The 19929-nt window shown below is 70.7% G+C and carries 19 protein-coding genes; 5 read left to right on the top strand and 14 right to left on the bottom strand.

The features are described from left to right. Positions 1 to 35 precede the first annotated feature (35 nt). The gene (locus tag L2C96_RS17180; RefSeq protein WP_237336922.1) at positions 36 to 386 is read left to right on the top strand and encodes an ArsR/SmtB family transcription factor; all 351 of its coding nucleotides are present in this window, start codon (positions 36 to 38) and stop codon (positions 384 to 386) included. Here the strand turns inward: L2C96_RS17180 and L2C96_RS17175 are convergent. Continuing rightward, complete coding sequence (locus tag L2C96_RS17175) at positions 368 to 1018, bottom strand: TetR/AcrR family transcriptional regulator (protein ID WP_027936156.1); 651 nt, start codon at positions 1016 to 1018, stop codon at positions 368 to 370. The genes L2C96_RS17180 and L2C96_RS17175 overlap by 19 nt on opposite strands. A gap of 67 nt (positions 1019 to 1085) precedes the next feature. On the opposite strand from L2C96_RS17175, the gene L2C96_RS17170 reads away from it, so the two are divergent. Beyond that, positions 1086 to 2156, top strand: a complete 1071-nt coding sequence (locus tag L2C96_RS17170) for a pyridoxamine 5'-phosphate oxidase family protein (RefSeq protein WP_237336921.1) — start codon at positions 1086 to 1088, stop codon at positions 2154 to 2156. Positions 2157 to 2162: 6 nt separating this feature from the next. Here the strand turns inward: L2C96_RS17170 and L2C96_RS17165 are convergent, their stop codons facing one another. Further along, on the bottom strand, positions 2163 to 2660 hold the full coding sequence (locus L2C96_RS17165) for an SDR family oxidoreductase (RefSeq protein WP_237336920.1): 498 nt from the start codon (positions 2658 to 2660) through the stop codon (positions 2163 to 2165). Positions 2661 to 2695: 35 nt separating this feature from the next. Here L2C96_RS17165 and L2C96_RS45085 point away from each other — a divergent pair, with 35 nt between their 5' ends. Together L2C96_RS45085 and L2C96_RS17155 are read left to right on the top strand one after the other, a co-directional pair. Next, positions 2696 to 2935 carry a TetR family transcriptional regulator gene (locus L2C96_RS45085; protein WP_308191159.1) on the top strand — a complete coding sequence of 80 codons (240 nt, stop codon included), beginning with the start codon at positions 2696 to 2698 and terminating at the stop codon, positions 2933 to 2935. 656 nt (positions 2936 to 3591) lie between these two features. After that, complete coding sequence (locus L2C96_RS17155; RefSeq protein WP_237336919.1) at positions 3592 to 4218, top strand: TetR/AcrR family transcriptional regulator; 627 nt, start codon at positions 3592 to 3594, stop codon at positions 4216 to 4218. Here L2C96_RS17155 and L2C96_RS17150 read toward each other — a convergent pair. The 5 genes from L2C96_RS17150 to L2C96_RS17130 are packed head-to-tail and all read right to left on the bottom strand — an operon-like array spanning position 4190 to position 10432. Next, the gene (locus L2C96_RS17150; RefSeq protein ID WP_237336918.1) at positions 4190 to 5764 is read right to left on the bottom strand and encodes an AMP-binding protein; all 1575 of its coding nucleotides are present in this window, start codon (positions 5762 to 5764) and stop codon (positions 4190 to 4192) included. The two genes, L2C96_RS17155 and L2C96_RS17150, sit on opposite strands and share 29 nt — an antisense overlap. Position 5765: 1 nt before the next feature. Further along, complete coding sequence (locus tag L2C96_RS17145) at positions 5766 to 6536, bottom strand: ABC transporter ATP-binding protein (RefSeq protein WP_237336917.1); 771 nt, start codon at positions 6534 to 6536, stop codon at positions 5766 to 5768. Next, positions 6536 to 8323 carry a branched-chain amino acid ABC transporter ATP-binding protein/permease gene (locus tag L2C96_RS17140; protein ID WP_237336916.1) on the bottom strand — a complete coding sequence of 596 codons (1788 nt, stop codon included), beginning with the start codon at positions 8321 to 8323 and terminating at the stop codon, positions 6536 to 6538. Before L2C96_RS17140 ends, L2C96_RS17145 begins: the two co-directional genes overlap by 1 nt. After that, positions 8316 to 9200, bottom strand: a complete 885-nt coding sequence (locus L2C96_RS17135) for a branched-chain amino acid ABC transporter permease (RefSeq protein WP_237336915.1) — start codon at positions 9198 to 9200, stop codon at positions 8316 to 8318. The genes L2C96_RS17140 and L2C96_RS17135 overlap by 8 nt, the downstream gene beginning before the upstream one ends. Then, complete coding sequence (locus L2C96_RS17130) at positions 9197 to 10432, bottom strand: ABC transporter substrate-binding protein (RefSeq protein ID WP_237336914.1); 1236 nt, start codon at positions 10430 to 10432, stop codon at positions 9197 to 9199. Before L2C96_RS17130 ends, L2C96_RS17135 begins: the two co-directional genes overlap by 4 nt. Positions 10433 to 10600: 168 nt before the next feature. Here L2C96_RS17130 and L2C96_RS17125 point away from each other — a divergent pair, with 168 nt between their 5' ends. Next, a complete protein-coding gene (locus L2C96_RS17125; protein WP_237336913.1) occupies positions 10601 to 11821 on the top strand; it encodes an acetyl-CoA acetyltransferase in 1221 nt (406 codons plus the stop codon). Between the two features lie 11 nt (positions 11822 to 11832). Here the strand turns inward: L2C96_RS17125 and L2C96_RS17120 are convergent, their stop codons facing one another. The 7 genes from L2C96_RS17120 to L2C96_RS17090 form a co-directional block, all read right to left on the bottom strand. After that, on the bottom strand, positions 11833 to 13320 hold the full coding sequence (locus tag L2C96_RS17120; RefSeq protein ID WP_237336912.1) for an SDR family NAD(P)-dependent oxidoreductase: 1488 nt from the start codon (positions 13318 to 13320) through the stop codon (positions 11833 to 11835). Positions 13321 to 13432: 112 nt separating this feature from the next. Further along, positions 13433 to 14293 (bottom strand): SDR family NAD(P)-dependent oxidoreductase, encoded by an 861-nt coding sequence (locus L2C96_RS17115; protein ID WP_237336911.1) that lies wholly within the window; start codon positions 14291 to 14293, stop codon positions 13433 to 13435. Between the two features lie 29 nt (positions 14294 to 14322). Continuing rightward, entirely contained in the window at positions 14323 to 15066 is a 744-nt protein-coding gene (locus L2C96_RS17110) for an SDR family NAD(P)-dependent oxidoreductase (RefSeq protein WP_237336910.1), read from the bottom strand. An 81-nt stretch (positions 15067 to 15147) separates the two neighbouring features. Beyond that, entirely contained in the window at positions 15148 to 16113 is a 966-nt protein-coding gene (locus L2C96_RS17105; RefSeq protein ID WP_237336909.1) for an amidohydrolase family protein, read from the bottom strand. A gap of 39 nt (positions 16114 to 16152) precedes the next feature. Further along, complete coding sequence (locus L2C96_RS17100; protein ID WP_167499114.1) at positions 16153 to 16770, bottom strand: TetR/AcrR family transcriptional regulator; 618 nt, start codon at positions 16768 to 16770, stop codon at positions 16153 to 16155. 155 nt (positions 16771 to 16925) lie between these two features. Then, positions 16926 to 18143, bottom strand: a complete 1218-nt coding sequence (locus L2C96_RS17095) for a serine hydrolase domain-containing protein (protein WP_237336908.1) — start codon at positions 18141 to 18143, stop codon at positions 16926 to 16928. 43 nt (positions 18144 to 18186) lie between these two features. After that, the gene (locus L2C96_RS17090) at positions 18187 to 19737 is read right to left on the bottom strand and encodes a serine hydrolase domain-containing protein (protein ID WP_237336907.1); all 1551 of its coding nucleotides are present in this window, start codon (positions 19735 to 19737) and stop codon (positions 18187 to 18189) included. Positions 19738 to 19929 lie beyond the last annotated feature (192 nt).

The raw sequence follows: 19929 nt of genomic DNA, 5'->3' as shown, positions 1-19929 counted from the left end.
CTTCATGGTGGTCAAACTTCGACGATCATCGTAATATGGGTGTCGTGACGGACCGGATCAACGACCACCCCGCCGCGGAGGACATCACGCTGCAGGGCGTGCTCGACGCGCTGACCGACCCGGTGCGGCGCAGCATCGTGCGGCAACTCGCCGATTCGGGCGAGGACATGGCGTGCGGCACGTTCGACATCAACGTCACCCGGTCGACCAGCACGCACCACTTCAAGGTCCTGCGGCAGGCCGGGATCATCCGGCAGCACTACCAGGGCACGGTGAAGCTGAACGAGCTCCGCCGGGCCGACCTGGAGCGCGCCTTCCCCGGCCTGCTGGACACGATCATCGAGTCCGCCCGCCGGGAGGCGGGCCGTCAGCGCGCGTCCGCCTGACCGCCCCGCGCGGGGCGGTCCCCGCGCAGGTACCGGGTCACCATGGCGACCAGCTCGTTCTCCAGCGCCTCGGTCCCGATGGTCCGCGGATCGGCCATCGCCCGGTGGGTGTTCGTCTCCACGGTGAACACGATCAGCTCCGCGGCGGTGTCCAGGTCCCGCACACCCACATCGGGGTGCCGGGCGAGCAGGTTGCGCACTTGACCGACGCGCATCTTCCCGTGCCGGTCGATCGTGTCGAGGAGTTCCCGCGAAACCGGCGCCTGCTCGATCATGATCCGCAGCAGCTGGGGATCGTCGCGGTGGTTGTCGATCGCGTCCCGCACCAGGGCCCGGACCAGCTCCTCCAGGCTGCCCGGTGACAGGTCGAGCTGGTCGGCGGGCGTCCACCGGCCGCGGTCGATGTGCCGCACCAGCAGCTCCGCGAGGATGGCGTCCTTGTTCGGAAAGTACTGGTACAGCGAGCCGATCGAGACGGCGGCGCGCTCGGCGATGCGGTTGGTGGTGCCGGCGGCGTAGCCGTGCTCGGCGAAAACGTGAGCAGCGGCGGTGAGGATGCGCTCGCGGGTGAGCTCCGCGCGCACCTGCCGGGGCTTGCGACGTGCTTGAAGGCGACGGTCGTCCGACGGCATCGCACATCCTCCTCGTGGCGGGAAAAGCGAGTAGCCAAAAAGCTGAGCTATTGCTCACAATAGTGGCATGACCTGCGCTGACGCACCACACCAGCTCACCACTGTGGACGAGGTCGAGTCCATCGTCGGGCGCCCGGCGCCGATGATCACGCTCAAGCAGATCTCCGTCCTCGACGAGGGCTGCCGGGCCGTCCTGGCCCGCTCGCCGATCGCGGCCGTCGGCTATCGGGACGCCGGCGGCGCGAGCCGGACGACGTTCCTCGGCGGCGCGCCGGGGTTCGTCCGCGTCCACTCGGCCACCCGGTTCTCGTTCACCCTGGACGACGACGCGCGGGGTGCGGTCTCGTTCTTCTTCCTCCTGCCGGGTGTCGGGGAGGTGTTGCGCATCAACGGTTCCGTGGTCAAGCGGAAGGGCGAGCGGGTCTTCGCCGACGTCACGGAGGCCTACGTCCACTGCGCGCAGGCCATCCTCCGGTCCCGGCTGTGGCAGCCCCGCGATCCGGCCGGGCAGGCCGCCGCACCCGGAGGTGAGGGTCCACTGTGCCAGGCCGGGATCGCCGAGTTCCTCGCCGCGGCCCCGTTCCTCGCGCTGTCCACTTGGGACTCCTCCGGCGGGAGCGACACGAGCCCGCGCGGGGACCGGGAGGCGGTGGCGCGGATCGTGGACGGCCGCACGCTCGTCATCCCGGACCGGAAGGGCAACAAGCGCGCCGACACGCTGCACAACCTGCTGCAGGACGACCGGCTGTCGTTCGCCGCGCTCGTCCCGGGCCGGGACGAGGTGCTGCACGTCCGCGGGCGGGGCGCGATCACCGTCGACCCGGCACATCTGGAGCCTTTGGCTCTGCGCGGGAAGCCGCCGCACGCGGCGCTGCTCATCACTGTCGAGGACGCGTCGATCGCCGTCAACGACGCCGTGGTGCATTCGCAGCCGTGGAATCCCGGCGCCGACCGTGACCCGGTGCCGGATCTCCTTGCCGTGGCGGGAAAACACGTAGCCGCGAACTCGACGACGGCCGCGGGCGGCGCCTTCCTGCTCAAGGCGGTCCCGGGCGCGAACCGGCTGCTGCGGCGGGTGATGGACCGCACCTACCGCTCGGGCCTGCGGAAAGAGGGCTACGAAGAGCCGCCCCGCTGAGCCGGGTCACGCGGTGAATCCGCCGTCGATGTTGAGGCTGGAGCCGGTGATGTACGCGGCTTCTGGGCCGGTAAGGTAGGAGACGAAGGCGGCGACCTCGGCCGCGGTGCCGTACTGGTCGGTCGCCATGACGCCGAGCATGGCCGGCGCGAGGGGCCCGTCGGCGGGGCTGCCGATGTTGATGATCCGCCTGCCTTCACCCAGGTGCGCGAGAGCCTCGCGGATCGCGACGATCACCGAGCGCACGTCGATCGTCAGCATCGCGTCGATTTCGTCCATCTTCGGGTCGGTGGTGGGACCGAAGCTGCCGACAGCGGCGTTGTTGACGAGGATGTCCAGGCCGCCGAAGCGGTCGGTGGTCGCGGCGACGGCGGCCTCGATGTCCTGCTCGCGCCTGTTGTCGGCGCGGATCGGGTGCGCGGCGCCCCCGGTCGCGGCCGCCACCGCCTCCGCACGGTCCCGGGAGTTGGCATAGGTGAACGCCACCTTCGCGCCGTCCGCCACGAGCCGGGCGACGATACCGGCGCCGACTCCCCTGGATCCGCCGGTCACCAGCGCCGTCCGCCCCGCGGGACACGTTCTGGCGCTGCGGTTACGCGGGCACGTCGATCCAGGACCTCACCGACGCCACCGGGGTCGGAACGCAAAGCCTCTACGGCGCCTTCGGCAGCAAGCGTGAGCGACCGCGGACCCGAGCCCATGGCACGGCGTCACGTCAGCCGTCACCTTCAACGAGGGCGGCCGCATGGAGCTGCCACCGCAGGGCTAGGGCTGCCTGATAGCCAACAGCGTCGCAGCACTCTGAGCGCCCAAGACGAAGACGTGCGGGCCCGCGCATGCCGCCTCTACAACGAAACGCTCGCACTGTTCACCCAGCGGATCACCGAGCGCTCCGTCGGCCGCTGACAACACCCGCGCGCGGTCAGAGAACAGGAGGCCAATGGCTGCGGTCATGCGCTGCAGGTCCTTCGAACACCTCCGGGGCGGTGCGGGTGAGCGGTCCGAGCAGGTCCGGGTTCTGCTCGATGACCTGAAGCCGCAGGCGTCATACAAGACAGTCGAACAGGCAGCAGCGACGGGCGTCGTCACAGCGATCGCACCGCAATTCGCCCACACGGGCGGCCATCATCTCGACGACGCGCAAGAAGCGTACGCAGTGCCAGACGACGCCAAACCTCGCCGACCACCCACAGGGGTAATGGCATGCTCTCGACCCGCGACCACGGAGCGCCTCTGGACGTGTCGGCAGCCTTGACCCGCGTCTGACCGCAGCCATCTGCCCGCGGCGGACCGTCGAGCACATCCCTCCCGCTGCCGCGGACCGCGGACCGCGGGAAGCACCTTTCTCGGGTCGGTCGAAGAATCGAAGGCTCAGTGTGGTACCCCGGGTACTGAAGCGGGCAACGAACGTTCATTCAAGCAGTACGATCGAGCCATGGGGAACTCCACAGCGCGAACCGCCGCGGCCGACCGCGTCCGTGCGGCAGCGGTCGACCTGTTCTTCGAGCAGGGCTACGACCGCACCAGCGTCCGGCACATCACGGCGGCGCTGCGACTCACCTCCGGTGCGCTCTACAACCACTTCCGCTCGAAGGAGGAACTGCTCTACTCCATCGTTTCACGCACGCACTCCGAGGCCGAGCGCGTCACGGCCGACGCGATCCTGCGCGCGGGTGGAGACCCGGCCCGCCAGCTCGCGGAAGTGGCCCAGGCGTTGACCGCGTTCTCGGCCACCTACCGCAAGGAGACCTCGATCAGCCACGCGGAGTGGCGCAACCTCCCCGAGCCCCAGGCAGCCGAAATCCGCGGCAGCCGTCTGCGGCTCGGTCACCTCGTCGAGCGGCTGCTGGAACGCGGCATCCGCACCGGGGTGTTCCGGCCGACGGCCGACAACGCCCTGCTCGCGAAGGTGCTGCTGAGCACGTGGACCGAGGTGGGCCGCTGGTACCACCCCGGCGGCCACCTCAGCGTGCCGGACCTCGCCGACGAATTCGCCGTGCTCGCGCTGCGCACGGCCGGTGCGGCAGCGCCCATCAGTGTTGAGCGATTCGCTCCTGCTTGACCCGCAACCCGGCCGCCTCGCGGTCCCACGTGTCCGCGGTGACGCCGGCCGCCCGCAGCCGGTGCTTCTCGATCTTGCTCGTGGGCGTCTTGGGCAGCTCGTCGAGCACCCGGATGTAGCGCGGCACCATGAAGTGCGCCATCCGGTCGGACAGGAACGCCAGCAGCTCCGCCGGATCGATGACGGCCCCCTCGACCGGTGCGACGACGGCCAGCACGTCGTCCTCGCCGTGCGGGCTGGGCACCGCGACGACCGCAGCTTCGCGCACCGCCGGGTGGGCCAGGATCTCCGCCTCCACGTCGAACGACGAGATGTTCTCGCCGCGCCGCCGGATCGCGTCCTTGACGCGGTCGACGAAGAAGTACTCGCCGTCGGGGCTGCGGCGGAAGGCATCCCCGGTGTGGAACCAGCCGTTCCGCCAGGCCCGCGCCGTCGCCTCGGGCATGCCCCAGTAGCCGGAGTTCATCGCCCACGGCCGGTCGGTGCGCAGCACCAGCTCGCCTGGCGTCCCGTCGGGGACTTCCCGGTCGAACTCGTCGACGAGCCGTGCCTGCACGCCGCGGCGAACCCGGCCACAGGTCCCCGGGGTCGTCGGATCGTCCTCGGAGATGATCGGGATCGACGTTTCGGTCATGTTGAACAGCGCCGTCACACGCACCCCGAAGCGGCGGGCGAAACCGGCCACGTCGTCGTTCAACGGCACCATGAACACGTGCCGCAGGGGGTGGTCGCGGTCGCCGGGAGCGGGCGGCTGCTTGGCGAGGAAAGTCGCCATCACGCCGAGCAGGGTCACGTGGGTGGTCCCGGTCGTGCGCACCAGGTCCCAGAACCGGGCGGTGTCGAATCGGTCGACGACCGCGATCGACGCGCCCTTCAGCAACGCCGCGTAGCAGCCGATCGTGCCGCCGGCGTGGAACAGCGGCAGGTTGATCATGTACCGGTCCTGCTCCCCGAACCGTTCGTCGAACGCCGCCGCGGCAGTTGTGGCGACGTGCGTGTAGGAGCACACCACGCCCTTCGACGGCCCGGTCGTCCCGGACGTCAGGATGATCGCGTACGGGTCCCAGGGCTGGACCGGCGCTTCCGGAACCACCTCCGGCCCGGCGTCCGTCCAATCGCGACTGGTCAGCGGCACCACGTGGTCCAGTTGACCGCCCTCCAGCGTGGCCAGACGCGGTACCAGATCGGGGTGCGCGACCATCACCCTGGCGCCGGACAAGCGGATCGCGTGCTGGAGCAGGCCGCCGCGGTAGGCGGGGTTGAGCGGCATGTAGATCGCGCCGAGCAGGTTGGCGCCATACCAGACGCGCAGCGCGTCCGGACCGTTCGGCAGCCAGGACAGAACGCGGTCGCCGTGCCGGACGCCGAGCGCGGCCAGTCGGCGGGCGACCCCGTTCGCCGCCCGCCAGGTCTCGCCGTAGGTCCAGCGGCTACCGTCCTGGAACACCGCGTGCACGGTGTCCCCGCGCTCGCGGGCGTGCCGCCGCAGCAGCTGCCCCAGCACGCACTCCTCGGGCCCCGGAACGGCCGAACTCCACCAGTCCATGTCACTGCCTCGCTTCCGTCGGATCAGCGGGGTCGCCGGACGGGCTCCCCCCAGCGAACGCCCCCAGGTACGCCTGGCGCAAGCCGGGACCGCGCAGCAGGTCCGGGCCGGGCCCCTCGGCGACGATGCGTCCGTTCTGCATCACGAAACCCCGGTCGGCGATGCTCAGCGCCCGCTCGACCACCTGCTCGACCAGCAGGAGGCTCAGCCCTTCGGCGCGCAGCACCTCGATCGTGTCGAAAACGCGGTCGACCATCACCGGCGCCAGCCCGAGGGAGGGTTCGTCGAGCAGCAGCATCCGCGGCTCGCGCATGAGGGCTTGCCCGATGACCAGCATCTGCTGTTCACCACCGCTGAGGACTTCAGCCTGCGCGGACAGCCGGGCGCGCAGGAACGGGAACAGCCCGAGCACCCGGTCCAGCCGGTCGCGTTGCTCCGGCTTGCCGAGACCGGACCGCCACAGCCCGAGGTCGAGGTTCTCTCGCACGGTGAGCCCGCGGAAGATGCGCCGTCCCTCCGCCACGTGCACGAGTCCGCGTCCCACGACGGTCTCCGGGGCCGCGCGGCTCAGGTCGGCTCCGTCGAAGGTGATCCGGCCGCGGCTGGGGTGCCGCAGACCGGAGATGGTGCCGAGGAGCGTGCTCTTGCCTGCCCCGTTCGCGCCGACGAGCGCGCAGACCTGGCCCGGCTCGACGGCCAGGGTGATGTCTTCGACCACCGGTGCCGAGCCGTAGCCGGCAGTGACCTCGGACAGTTCGAGGAGAGGAGTCATCAGCGCCCCAGGTAGACGTCGAGAACACGGTCGTCGGTCAGGGCCGTCGCCGGCGGCGCCGACAGCAGCGTCGCGCCCTCGTGCAGCACCGTGACCGCGTCGGCCACCTCGGCGACGAGTTCGATGTGGTGCTCGATGAGCACGACGGTGACGCCGTCGGCGCGGATCTCCCGCAACAGCCGTCCCAGCGCGTCGAGTTCGGTCATCGACAGGCCGGCGGCCGGCTCGTCGAGGAGCAGCAGGCTCGGACGGGCCATCAGCGCGCGGCCGATCTCCAGCAGCCGCTGCTTGCCGTGCGGCAGCGCACCTGCCTGCTGCCCCGCGACGTCGCCCAGCCCGACGAACCGCAGGTACGCCATGGCTTCGGCGGCGAGCGCGGCGGCCTCCCGGCGGGCAGGCGGCAGGCCCGCCGCTATCACCACCGCGGGCGACCGCTCCCGCGCATAGGCGCCGAGGAGGACGTTGTCCAGCGCGCTCAGTTCCGGCAGCAGGCGCGGCGTCTGAAAAGTGCGGCCGACGCCGGCGCGGGCCATCCGGTCGGGCGACCGCCGGACCATCGCCCGCCCTCCGAGCCGCACGGTGCCGTCGTCGGCCCGGACGTAGCCGGTGATGGTGTTGAGCAGAGTGGTCTTGCCGGACCCGTTGGGCCCGACCACCGCGTGGATGGTGCCGGCGGGTACCGCCAGATCGGCGGACCGCAGGGCACGCACGCCGCCGAAACCCTTGACCAGGCCACGGGCCGTCAGGCTCAGCGCGTCCCGCCGCGGCGGCCGGGGCGGATCCGGGAGGCGCTCGGTCACCGGGATCGGCGGCCGGCGGGAGCGCCACCAGCGCGACCAGGCGCCGGCGATTCCGTGCGGAGCGTAGACGGCGACCACGAGCAACGCCGCGCCGTAGACCAGCAAGCGCCATTCGGCCAGCGCTCCCAGCAACTCGGGCAGCACGAAGAACGCCAGCACGCCGACGACCGGACCGCCCAGCCGTCCCGCCCCGCCGACGATCACCACGAGCAGGAAGAAGACCGAGAAGTCGATGGTGAAGTCGTCCGGTGTCACCATGCCCTTGAGCGCCGCGAGCAACGCACCCGCGGCGCCGGCGAGGACCGCGCTGAGGAAGAACGCGAACACCTTGAGCCGCACCGTGTTCGCGCCCGCCGAGCGGGCCGCCTCCTCGGCATCGCGAACGCTGATGAGCGCGCGGCCGACTCGTGAGCGCACCAGGTTCCGCAACACCAAGTACGTGACGACGACGAAGGCGAGCACCAGCCAGAAGAAGCCCGCGTCGTCCAGCGGCAGCCCGCCCGCCTCCGGGCGCGGCACGCCGAAGATCCCGGAAAAGCCACCGGTGATCGCGCGCATCTCGACCAGCAGGCCGTTGACGACCATCCCGAACGCCAGTGTGATGAGGGCGAGGTACCAGGCGGTCAGGCGCAGCGCGGGCAACGCCATCAGGCTGCCGACCAGTCCCGCGCCGAGCATCGCGACCGGCAGGGCGGCCCAGAAGGACCACTCGTGCGCCGTGGTCAGCACCGCCGCGACGTAGGCGCCGACGGCGACCAGCGCGCCGTGGCCGAGCGAGACCTGCCCGGCGTAGCCGAACAGCAGGTTCAGCCCCATCGCGACGAGGACGTAGATGCCCACCAGCGTCGCCAGGTACACGACGAACGGGTCATCGGCGATCAGCGGCAACGCCGCCGCGGCGCCCGCGGCGAGCGCGATCCCGGCCGCCCTGGCCCGCGGCCCGCCGACCACCCAAGGCCGTCGTGCGGCCAGTGTCGCGTCAGACATGGCGCAGCACCCCGCCCGCACGCCGGAGCCCGGTGGGCCGGACCATCAGGACGACCACGACCACTCCGAAGAGGACCGCGGTCTGCATGCCCGGCGAAACGTACCGCGCCCCGGCCGCTTCGACGACGCCGAGCAGCCAGCCCGCGACCAGCGCGCCCCGGTGGTCGCCGACGCCGCCCACGATGGCCGCGAAGAACCCGCGGATGAGCAGGCCGAACCCCATGGTCACCGAGGCCAGCAGCAGCGGCGCGGCGAGCACCCCGGCGAGTCCGGCAAGCGCGCCCCCGGCCAGGAACGAGATGCGGCCGATCCGGTCCGGCCGGATCCCCTGCAGCCGCGCCGCGTCGCGGTCCGCGGCGACCGCCCGCACCGCGCACCCGAACCGCGTCCGGTCCCCGAGTTCGAGCGCGACGACGAGCACCACGACCACTGCGATCACCACGAGCTGGTAACTGCTGATCTGCAGCCCCAGCAAGTCGATCGGTCGCAGGGACAACGGCTCGGGTGGCGCCACCGACCGCGGTTCCGCGGTCCAGATCCGGCCCGCGACCTGGCTCAGGACCAGCGAGAAGGCGAGCGTGGTGATGACCCAGCCCGCGGCGTGACTGGATCGGCGCAGCACGGGCGCGACGGCCAGCCGTTCCTCGAGCAGCGCGACCAGGCCGACGACCACCACCACACAGCCGAGCGCGATCGGCCACGGCAGGCCCCCGAGGCCGGTCGCGGCCATCAGCATCGCGCCGACCATCACCAGGTCGCCCTGCGCGAAGTTGAGCACGTTCGTCGGCCGGTAGAGCACGTTGAACCCGATCGCGACGAGCGCGTACAGGCTGCCGAACGTCAGCCCGGGGACGAGGACCTCGCTGACCGGGTTCACGAGGCCAGCTCCCGGAAGATACCGCCCGCGGACGCCGCGTCCCGGGCCGAGAGCAGCGTCGCGATGGCGATCGCGTCGTCGCCGATTCCACAGTGGTCGGTCTCGGTGAACGAGATCGGCGCCCGCACACCCGGGTAACCCCGTACCCGGTCGAAGGCGGCCCGCAGCCGCTCCGGGTCGGTCGTGCGCTCCTGCTCCACCACCGTCGCCAGCAGTTTCAGGAAGTCGTAGTACGGGCTGTTGGCGGCGGAGAACGCCAGCTGCCCGGCCTCGGCCCGGATCTTGGCCGCGTACTCGACCGCGGGGCCCGACGGGGCACCACCCCGGGGGTAGGTCAATGAGCGGTAGGCGGTGCCGTAGAAGTTGCGCAGCAGCTCGACCGGGATCTCGTTGTAGGCGTCGATGTAGTTGAGGTCGTGGGCCACGATCACCGGCGCGAAGCCGCCGTTGGCCATCGCCCGCAGGGACAGCACGGCCGCCTGCGGTTGTCCGCTGAACATGCCGAGCCCCTCGACCCCGGCGCGGGCCAGCTGGTTGAGGTAGGGCGTCATGTCCGGGGCGTTCGGCTCGAACACCTGCACACCGGCGAGTTCGGTGCGGTAGTCCTCACGCAGGGTGCGGGTGAAGGACTCCTGCATGGACTTGCCGAACTCGGAGTTCTCGGTGAGCAGGCCGATCCGGCGGAGGCCGCGGGTCTCGAAGAGGAACTTCGCGGCCGCCCTGCCCTGCCTGCTGGTGTTGAAGACCAGCTGGTAGTGCCCGGGGAACCGGGCCCCGTCGCCGAGGAGGTCGGCGCCGCCCCACGCGGACTGGATCGCGTTGCCGCGGGCGAGCGCGGTGACCGACGCGACGGCCTGGGAACTGCCCGTCGGACCGACGACGAAGTCCGGTCGCGCGCTGAGCAACCGCTGGGCGACGGTCGCCTGCGTGGCGGGGGATCCCTCGTCGTCCTCTTCGTGCACCGCGATCGCCGTGCCGAGCAGGCCGCCCGCGGCGTTGATCTCCTGCAGGGCAAGCCGCGCGCCGATGAAGGTCGGGGCGTAGGCGCTGGCCAGCCGCCCGGTCTTCGGCTGGATCCAGCCGAGCTCGGCCTGCCCGTCCGTGGATCCCGCTCCGCGACCGGCGCACGCCGTCAGTCCGGCGCCGAGGAGCCCGGTTCCCAGTGCCAGCGCCCCCGACAGGGCGGTCCGGCGGGACAAGCCGGGTCCGCCGCGGCTCAGGCTCGTGTCCATGTGCGCCTCCGTTGGCGTCGGATCACCCGAAACGGGTACGTGTATGAGCGTTTATATACATCGCGCTTCTCGCACGTCAAGAGACGTGGTGAACAGCCCGGAAGACTTGCCAAGTCCCGAGCGGGAAGCGATATTGCATGTACGTTCATTCACCAGCAAGGGAGCGCCATGGCCGACACAGTCCACATCCTGGGCGGCGCCCAGACCGATTTCGCCGTCAAGTGGGCCAAACAGAGCGACAACCCGCTCTTCGACATGCTGGAGCAGGCTGTCCGAGACTGCCTCGGCGTGACGGGACTCGAACCGTCCGACATCGACACCGCGCACGTCGGCAACTTCGGCGGGGAGCGCTTCGCCGGGCAGTCGCACCTCGGTGCGATGATCCCGATGCTGACCCCGGCCTGGGCCACGCTGCCCACCAGCAGGCACGAAGCAGCCTGTGCGTCCGGTAGTGCCGCGGCGCTGGCCGCCATGGCGGAGATCGAGGCCGGGCGGTACGACGTCGTCCTCGTCGTCGGGGTCGAGCTGATGCGCAACGTCGCGGGTGAGGAAGCGGCACGCAACCTCGGCTCCGCGGCGTGGACACCCGAGGAACTGGACTCCGGCGAGCTGCCCTGGCCGCACCTCTTCGACCGCATCAGCCAGGAGGTGGACCGCCGGTACGGCCTCGACCAAACCCACCTCAACCGCATCGCCGAGCTCAACCGCACCAACGCCCGCCGCAACCCGCTCGCCCAGACCCGTGACTGGACAGCCGAACCCGGCCACTTCGACGCCGACGACATCGCCAACCCGATCGTCACCGGCCGCACCCGGAGGAGCGACTGCGGCCGGATCACCGACGGGGCGAGCGCGATCGTGCTCGCCGGCAGCCGGTTCACCGAGTCCTGGCTGGGCGGGTCGCCCGGCCGCAGGGCCAGCCGGATCAGCGGATGGGGCCACCACACCGCACCACTACCGCTGAGCGCGAAGTTCACCCACGAGGGGCGCTACCTGTTCCCGAACGTCCGGCAAGCGATCACCGACGCCTACGGCCGGGCCGGCGTGCGTGGACCGGAAGAGCTCGACGTGATCGAAACCCACGACTGCTTCACGATCACCGAGTACGTCGCGATCGACCACTTCGGACTCACCGATCCCGGGAAGGCCTGGCAGGCCATCGAGGACGGCCACATCGACTTCGACGGGCGCCTGCCGGTGAACCCGTCGGGCGGCCTGATCGGCGCAGGGCACCCAGTGGGGGCCACCGGAGTCCGGATGCTGCTGGACGCGCACCGGCAGGTGACCGGAACCGCCGGCGACTACCAGGTACCGGGAGCGCGCACCGCCGCGACCCTCAACGTCGGGGGCAGCTGCAGCACGGCGGTGAGCTTCGTGGTCACCGGGTGAGCGGCTTCCCATCACGCGAACATCGCGGGGACGGGCTGCTCGCCTCCGGGGGTGAACGCGGGCAGTGATCGCAAGGTCGCCCAGCCGCCGCACACGCGCAACTGGGCTCCGTCCACCATCGCGGATGCCGGGCTGATCAGGTACGCCACCGCCGCGGCGATGTCTTCCGGATCGCACAGCCGGCCGGATGGGATCCGCCGCAGTGACGCGGTCACGAACGCTGGATCGGCGGTGTCGGTCATCGGGGTGCGGACAATGCCCGGCAGCACCGAATTGACCCGGATCCGGTGGCGCGCCAGCGTCACCGCCAGGTGTGTGCTCAGCTGCGCGACCGCTGCCTTGCCCGAGCCGTAGCTGTACAACCCCGGCACCGGCGCGGTCTGCGCGCTCGTGGACGAGACCGCGACGATGTTGCCGCGGTGCCCGGAGGAAACCCACCGCTGCGCGAGCCTTTCCACGGCGTCGGCGAAGGACAGGACGTTGATCCGGTAGGCCTCTTCGCGGTGCCGCCGCGCCTCGGGCTGGTCGTCCCTCGGCAGGACGCCGGCCGCGTGCACGAAGTCGTGCACCGCGCCGGCCTGGCGCAGGGCTTCGTCGACCAGGTCGTCGGCGGCGCCGGCGCGGGACAGGTCGGCGCGGACCGTCCAGGCCCGCCGCCCAAGGTGCTCCCGGATCGCCGCCGCCACCTCGTCCAGCTCGGGGAGCCGCCGTGCCGCGAGCACGACATCGGCGCCCCGCCTGGCCAGCTCGAGAGCGGCTTCCGCGCCGATCCCGCTGCTGCCTCCGGTCACCAGCACCGTCCGCCCGTCCAGGGACCACGGTCGCGCCGGCGGTACCGTGCTGCCGTCCACTTTGGCTGTTCCGGTGGCACTGACTGGCACGATCCCGGTCTCGAGTCCGCCGTCGAGCGGCAGCACCTCGCCGACCATCGCGTTCAGGCCGCGGCTGAGCAGCAGTGTCAGGGCCGCCTGCAGGTCAGCCTCGGTCACCGGGCGGCGGACCACCTGGTGCGCGTGGAGCACCGCCTCGGCCGGCTGGGGCAACGAATGGCCGAGAAAGGGCGCGTAGCCGATGCGGATGGCATTCATCCGCACGCCGTGCGGCGCCACCCGGGAGGCGAGCTGCTGCCACCAGTGCAGATCCGCGCTCTGCCGCGCCGAGCGCTCGACGTGGGCCGAACCAGCCGGCCACGGCAGGGCGTCGGTGACGAGCACCATCCGGCCACCACCGGATCGGGCCATCCGGGTCGCAGCTTCCAGGACGACCGAACGACGCAGGCAACCACCGCTGCCGTGCACGCCGAACGCCGCGTTCTCCACCTGGACCGCACAGAACGCCGCCGCGCCCGTGCCGGCGGTGACGGTCCGGAACCCGGCTCGCTTCAGGACCGCGTTGACCGCGCCGAGCGCAGCGGTCTTGCGCGGCGCATCGATTTCGATCGTCGCCGAACATGGCCGCAGCGACACCGTCCGGGACGGTGCCGTGCTGGTACTCGTCATGGGACACCTCCGCAGTAGCGCACATCGCGAAACTACGGCCGTCCCGGCCCGCGGTCATCGCCCCGCGAGTACCCCTTGAGAACCGCGGGCCGTGACGGGAAGTACCGCCGTGTCAGGCTTTTCCGGCTTCCTGAACCGGCACCTGCTCGTGCCGGAGGATCCAGGACGCCTCTCCTCGCCGCCGGAAGTCGGTGCCGAACCAGCCCGGGTTGTACGCGCTGCCACCGCCGTCGACGAGCAAGGCGGCGCCGTTGACGTAACCACTGTCGTCGGACACGAGGTAGGCGACCGCACCGGCGATGTCCTCGGGCTTGCCGAGCCTGCCCAGGGGCGATTCGGCCTCGTTGTAGCTGCGCGCCCCGGTCGCCAGCAGACCACCGGTCATCGCCGTCTCCGTCACGCCCGGCATCACCGCGTTGACGCGGATGTCGAACTGCCCCAGTTCGTAGGCCATGATCTTCACCATCATGTTCAGCGCGGCTTTGGCCGAGCAGTAGGCGGTGAACAGGGCTACCGGTTCGACGGCCCCGGACGACGAGGTCACCACGATCGCTCCCCCATTGCCCAGCTCGGCCATCCGTCGCGCCGCGGCCTGGCAGATGAGGAACGTGCCGGTCACGTTGATGTCGAACGTGCGGCGCCAAGTCTTCTCCGGGATCTCCAGGAACGCGCCGAACCGTCCCCAGCCGGCGTTGGCCACGCAGATGTCGAGCCGGTCGTGCCGCTGCAGCCGCTCGAACAACACCGCTACCTGGTCGGGGTCGGTTTGGTCGCAGGGCACCGCCTCGGCCAGACCGCCGGCGTTCTGGATGTCCTTGGCGACCGCTTCGGCTCCCTCGCCGTCGATGTCGGCGATGACGACAGTCGCGCCGTCCCGGCTCAGACGCCGCGCCGTCGCCTGCCCGATGCCGGAGGCGCCACCGGTCACCAGCGCGACCCGCCCATCCAGCCGCGCGGCGTCAGTGTTTCCCATGCTCGTTGGTTCCCTTCCCGTTGCCATGACTAGTTCCGCACCCAGCCGCCGTCGACGAACAGCACCTGGCCCGTGACGTACCGCGCCTCGTCCGACGCCAGCCAGACCGCGGCGCCCGCGACCTCGTCCGGCTGCCCGGTCCGGCTCAACGGCAGGGTCGCCACGGTCTTCTCCCCGATCCGGCCGAGATCGGCCGCGTGGCCGGTGTCGGTGTCGATGAACCCAGGCGCGATCGCGTTGGCCCGGATCCCTTCCCGGCCCAGTTCGACGGCCAGCGACCGGGTCATCGTGAGCAGGCCGCCCTTGGATGCGTCGTAGGCGATCTGGCGGAAGAACCCGATCACCGCGACCGAGCAGATGTTGACGATCGCGCCGTGCCCGGCCGCGGCGAGGTGATCGACCGCGGCCTGGCTGAGCACGAACGGCGCCTTGAGGTTGACGTCCATCACCCGGTCCCAGTGCTGTTCGGTCTGCTCCCGCAGCGGCAGGCGGTGGATGGTGCCCGCGTTGTTGACCAGGATCGCCAGGCCGCCCAGCTGGTCCGCGGCCGTGGCGACCAGCTCGCGGGCGAAGGAGGTGTCGGCGATGTCGCCGGCCAGCGCCACCCCGTCACCACCCGCGGCCTCAATGCGCTCGACCGTCGCCTTCGCGGCCTCGGCGTCCAGATCGTTCACCGCGACCCGGGCGCCGCCCGCGGCGAGGCGTTCGGCGATCGCCGCGCCGATGCCACGTCCTGCCCCGGTGACGAGCGCGGCACGTCCTGCGAGGTTCATGGACCCCTCCACTTCCTTGTGTATGAACGTTCATTTTTAGGACCGCAGGCCTGTCCGGTCAAGACGCGGCACCCGGCCGGTCTAGCTCGGATCGAGGTCGAGCAGGCGCGCGCCGTTGTCGTGCAGCCACGCACACTTGCTGCGCTCGTCGAGCGCGAGCGCAGCCACTTCAGCGGCCAATGCACCGGTGGTCATGCCGTGCACCCATTCGATCCCCCCGAAGAGGATCTTGCTCCGGACCGTGGAAGCACCGTGCAGGAGCAACGGCTCCCACCCGGATCCTGGCCGGGTCATGTGCCGCGGCCGGTGCGTGGAGAACTCCAGGTAGACGTTGCGGTGCCGCTGGCACAGCGTCATCATCTCCAGGACCCAGGGCCAGCCGCCGTGCCCGGCGACCACCACCAGGTCGGGGTGCCGCCGCGCGATCTCGTCCACCTCCCGCCACGTACACCAGTTCATCGGCACCCGGGTCGACAGGTTGTGCCCGGTGTGCACCCACAGGGGCACACCCAGCTCACTCACCGTCCGGTAGAACTCGTGCGCGCCCTCCGACAACGGCTCGGCGACGTCCAGGAAGTGGGTAACCGACACCCCGCGCATGCCGAGTTCGAGCACGCAGCGCCGCACCTCCGCGATCGCCGCGGCGGGATCGGCGAGGTTCACGCTCGCCCACGCCTGCAGGCGTTCGGGATGACGCGCGGCGAACTCCGCGATCCGGTCGCTCACCATCCCGCCGCCGGGCAGCGGCCGCATGCTCGAGTGGATGACCTGGTGCCGCACCCCTTCCCGCGCCAGGCGGGCGACGTAGGCGTCCAGGTCGAGATCGAACACCGGGCTCGCCAGGAGCAGGTCGAGCGCGGCGTCGGGATCCTTGCTCGCCGCCGCGAAGTCCCGCGGGTCCAGTCCCGCGGTGACCGCGAGCCGCTGGCCGAACAGGCGGAAGTAGTCCGGCGCGTACTCGGCGAACCCCCCGAGGTAGGCGCGCCAGCAGTCGCGGTCGAGCACCATGCCCGACATGTCGACGATCGGGTGCGGGTGGACGGTCATGCATCACCTCTCCGGTTCGCGAAGAGGCCGGGACCGGTCTCAGCGAACCTTGCTGATCGAACGGAGGACGAGATCGGCGTAGAAGGCCGCGAACGCGGTGTCCGACACCGGGCCGTCCGGACTGAACCAGCCGGCCACCCGGAAGGACATGTCGAGCGCGGCAGTGGCGGCCATCCGCACCGGGTCTCCATTGGGCACCTTGGGCAGTTCGAAGGCGCCTGCCGCGGCACCTTCGCGGATGACATCGGAGACCCTGGCCCGGATACCGAGCCGGAGCCGGCGTACTTCGTCACGGTGTTCCTCGTCGAGCGCGCGCCACTCGTCGCCCACCACGGCTTCCTTGCGGTAACGCGTGTGGTGCAGCACGAAGGCCTCGATCAAGCCGTGCAGGCGCTCCGGCGCGGGCGCGTCCGCGCGGACCGCGTCGAGCATGCGGTCGAGCGCGGCGTGCCCGTCCATGATGATCGAGTACAGCAGCTCTTCCTTGGAACCGAAGTGGTTGTAGAGCGCACCGGGGGTGAGTCCGCAGGCCTCCGTGATGTCCCGCACGGACGTCGCGTGAAAACCCTTGTTGTAGAACAGGCGCGTGCCCGCCTCCTGCAACCGGACCCGCGGGTGCTGCCCGTTCCTGCTCCGCGACCTGACCGGCGTCCCCATCGCTTCCCACCGACTTCCGTGCACCTGGGCCGTGCGCCCGGTGGCCGGGCGCGTTGAGCCCGGCCACCGGGATGTATGATCGTTCATACATCGACCGTGCCGTCAACCCTACCGGAACCCGCGGACACGACGATCTGTGACCTGGCACACGCGGATCAGCACCACACCTCCGCGCTGTCGTCGGTGTAGCCGAGCGAGCGGTACACGGCGTCGACCAGGCTCTGCCCCCTCTCGTTGAGCAGGGTGCCGGGCCCCATGTTGTTCATGGTGTAGCCGAAGGACATGCGGTCGGCAGGCGAGGCGAAGCCGATGCTGCCGCCGAAACCGGGGTGGCCGAAAGCGTCCTGGGACAGGATGACGCTGTCGCGCAAGCCGTAGGGGCGGTGCCGGTTGTCGATCGACCGGAAGAAGCCTGCCGAGAACCGGCTGCCGATCAGCAACGTCTCGTCGTGCCCCGCCGACATGGTCGTCGACATCCGCGTCAGCGCGCGCCGGTCCACCAGCTGCACCCCGCCGAGGCCGCCGCCGCACGCCAGCGGCGCGTACATGCCGGCGAGGCCACGGGCGTTGCTGATCCCGCCCGCGGCCCCGATCTCGGCGGCGTGCGCCTCGCGGGAGTCGAACCCGGTCGGCCCGGGCAGCATGTACCCGCCGGAGTTGGCGAAGATCTGGCCGGGGATGGACTCCGGTTTGGTGGCCGCCATGGTCATGAAGAGCGATGGCTCGTCGCCCTCGCGCGGCTCGGGGAAGATCATCGGCGCGAGCCGCGGTTCGACCTCCTCCGGACACCCGATCCAGAAGTCCAGGCGCAGCGGCCCGGCGACCTCCTGCTGGAAGAACTCGCCGAGCGACCTGCCGGACACTCGCCGGACCAGTTCTCCGACCAGCCAGCCGAAGGTCAGGGCGTGGTAACCGTGCCTGCTTCCGGGCTCCCACGCGGGCTTCTCCACCTCGAGAGCGGCGACCATCCGGTCCCAGTCGAAGAAGGCGCAGTCAGGCAACGGCGTGCTGATCACCGGAAGTCCACTTTGGTGGGTCAAGAGCATTCCCACCGTGATGTCCTCCTTGCCCGACTGGCCGAATTCGGGCCAGTAGCGGGCGACCGGCGCGGCCAGGTCCAGCTGCCCGCGAGACGCGAGCACGTGGGCGCACAGCGCGGTCGCCCCCTTGGTGCAGGAGAAGATCACGCTCGCAGTGTCCCGCTCCCACGGGCGGCCGGTCTCCCGATCGGCGACGCCACCCCACAGGTCCACCACCGGTTCGCCGTCGATCATCACGCAGACCGAGGCGCCCACCTCCCCGCGGTCGGCGAAGTTCCGCTCGAACTCCTCGCGAACGCGCGAGAACTCTTCCGCACAGCTACCACCGATCATCGGACTTCCTTTCCTCGGACGCACTCCGTCGTGCGCCCCGTGTTCATCCCCCAACCGACTGCTGGAGGGACGCCAGCAGCGCCGGAAGCGCCGCCGGAAGCTGCTCACCCGCGATGCGTGCCGTCTGTTGCCAGCCGTCCAGCAGGCGCGGCAACAGATCGGGCACCTGCTGTGCCAGTTGCGCGGTGCCGGCCGGAAGAGCGGTCAGCGCCGCGAAACCGGTGCGCGGAACGTCCATCAGGGACCGGATGGTGCCGGCCGCGGCCAGCTTTCCACCGCACCCGAAGATCGTGCAGTCCTTCGGCGCGTTCGGGCCCAGCTGCGCCACCGCGAGGTTGTCGGGCACGCTGACGAACAGGCTCGGGTCGACCGCACCCGGCTTCGGCGCGACATAGGGCGGCGGGGCCGGCTGCCGGGGAGTGACGACGGACTGCGTCAGAAGGCGGAAGAACTCGTACTCGACGCGGGTGGTCTGGCCCGGCGCGACGGCGGTGAGCGGATCGCCCGCGTCGAGCCGGCTCGGTGGCCAGTTGAGCGTCCCGCTCGAGCGGGTCACCACCATGTCCAGCCCGGGGATCACGAAGACGTGCTGGCCGAAGAACCCGTAGGAGAAGTACATGTCGGCGGGAGCACTGGCGATCATCGGCGCCGGGTTGCGTGTGGACGCGAACGCGGACGGGGTGATCCAGTACGGGCCGGCGTTGAGCCAGGTGAGATAGCCGTAGCCGGGATTGGTCGGGCTCGGCGTGCGCAGTTCGCGGAGGTAGCTCTCGGAGATCAGCCGCTTTCCGTCGAAGGTGCCGTTGTTGGCCAGCAGCTGACCGATCCGCCCGAAATCGTGTCCAGGCAGGAACAGGTTGGACCAGCCGTCGGTGTTGCCTGCGCGGTCCCGCAGCCAGAACCAGTGGGCGCGGGGGATGCCGACCGGGCCGAAGAGCTCGCGCTGCGCGAAGTCCTGGAGGTCCTCACCGACCGCGCGCTGCACCACGTAGGCCACCACGGACGGCCCGGTCTGCGAGTACCGGTAGAAGGTTCCGGGCTGGTGGTCGAACGGCAGGGACAGGAACTCGCGGACGCGGTCGGGCATCGCGAGGTTCAGCTCGCGTGTCCAGTTCGCCCTGATGCCGCTGGTCTGGGTCAGCAACTGGCGGATGGTGACGGCGCGGTGGGCTTCGTCCCCGAGGTCCGGCGGCAGGTACTTCCCGATCGGATCGTCGACGGAGAGGAGGCCGAGAGTAGCGGCCCGGCCGGCGAGCAGGGCGGTGATCGTCTTGGTCTGGCTCCAGTTGTTGCCCGGGACATGACCGAGCAGCGGGTCGAAGATCCCCGTCCCGACAAGGCAGTTGTGCCGGTAGACCTGCACCGTCTCGGACCCGTTGACCGAGAGGAGGTTCAGCGCGTGGCCAAGGGTGACGGGATCGAGACCGACCTGCTCGGGGCGGGCGGTCTCGTACCGGTCGCCGGCGTCCGCGCACCTGGTTCCGCTCGCGGCCGTGGCGCGCTCCGGAGCGACCGCCGCGAAGGCGGTCGCGACCAGGGCCGCGGTCAGCACACCGGCGAGCACGGCCCACCGGCGCGAGAGTGACAGCTTCATCGATGCCTCTCCGGTTCCTGACAGGGTCGGTCTGGCCGGGTACTCAACCCGACCAGACCGGCCGTTGTCAACGATCGTTCATATACGGCTGTTCAGGTGAGGGCCTGCGCACGAAGTGGGGCGCGCAAAGTACGCCGACGTGGCGTAGCTGGCCTCAGCTGTATGAACGTTCATAATGGAACCGGCGGACAG

Origin of the sequence: Amycolatopsis tucumanensis, assembly GCF_021654135.1 — a bacterium.
Lineage (GTDB): Bacteria > Actinomycetota > Actinomycetes > Mycobacteriales > Pseudonocardiaceae > Amycolatopsis_E > Amycolatopsis_E tucumanensis.
The sequence above is the reverse complement of the archived record's forward strand: the minus strand, read 5'-3'. Positions and strand labels throughout refer to the sequence as shown.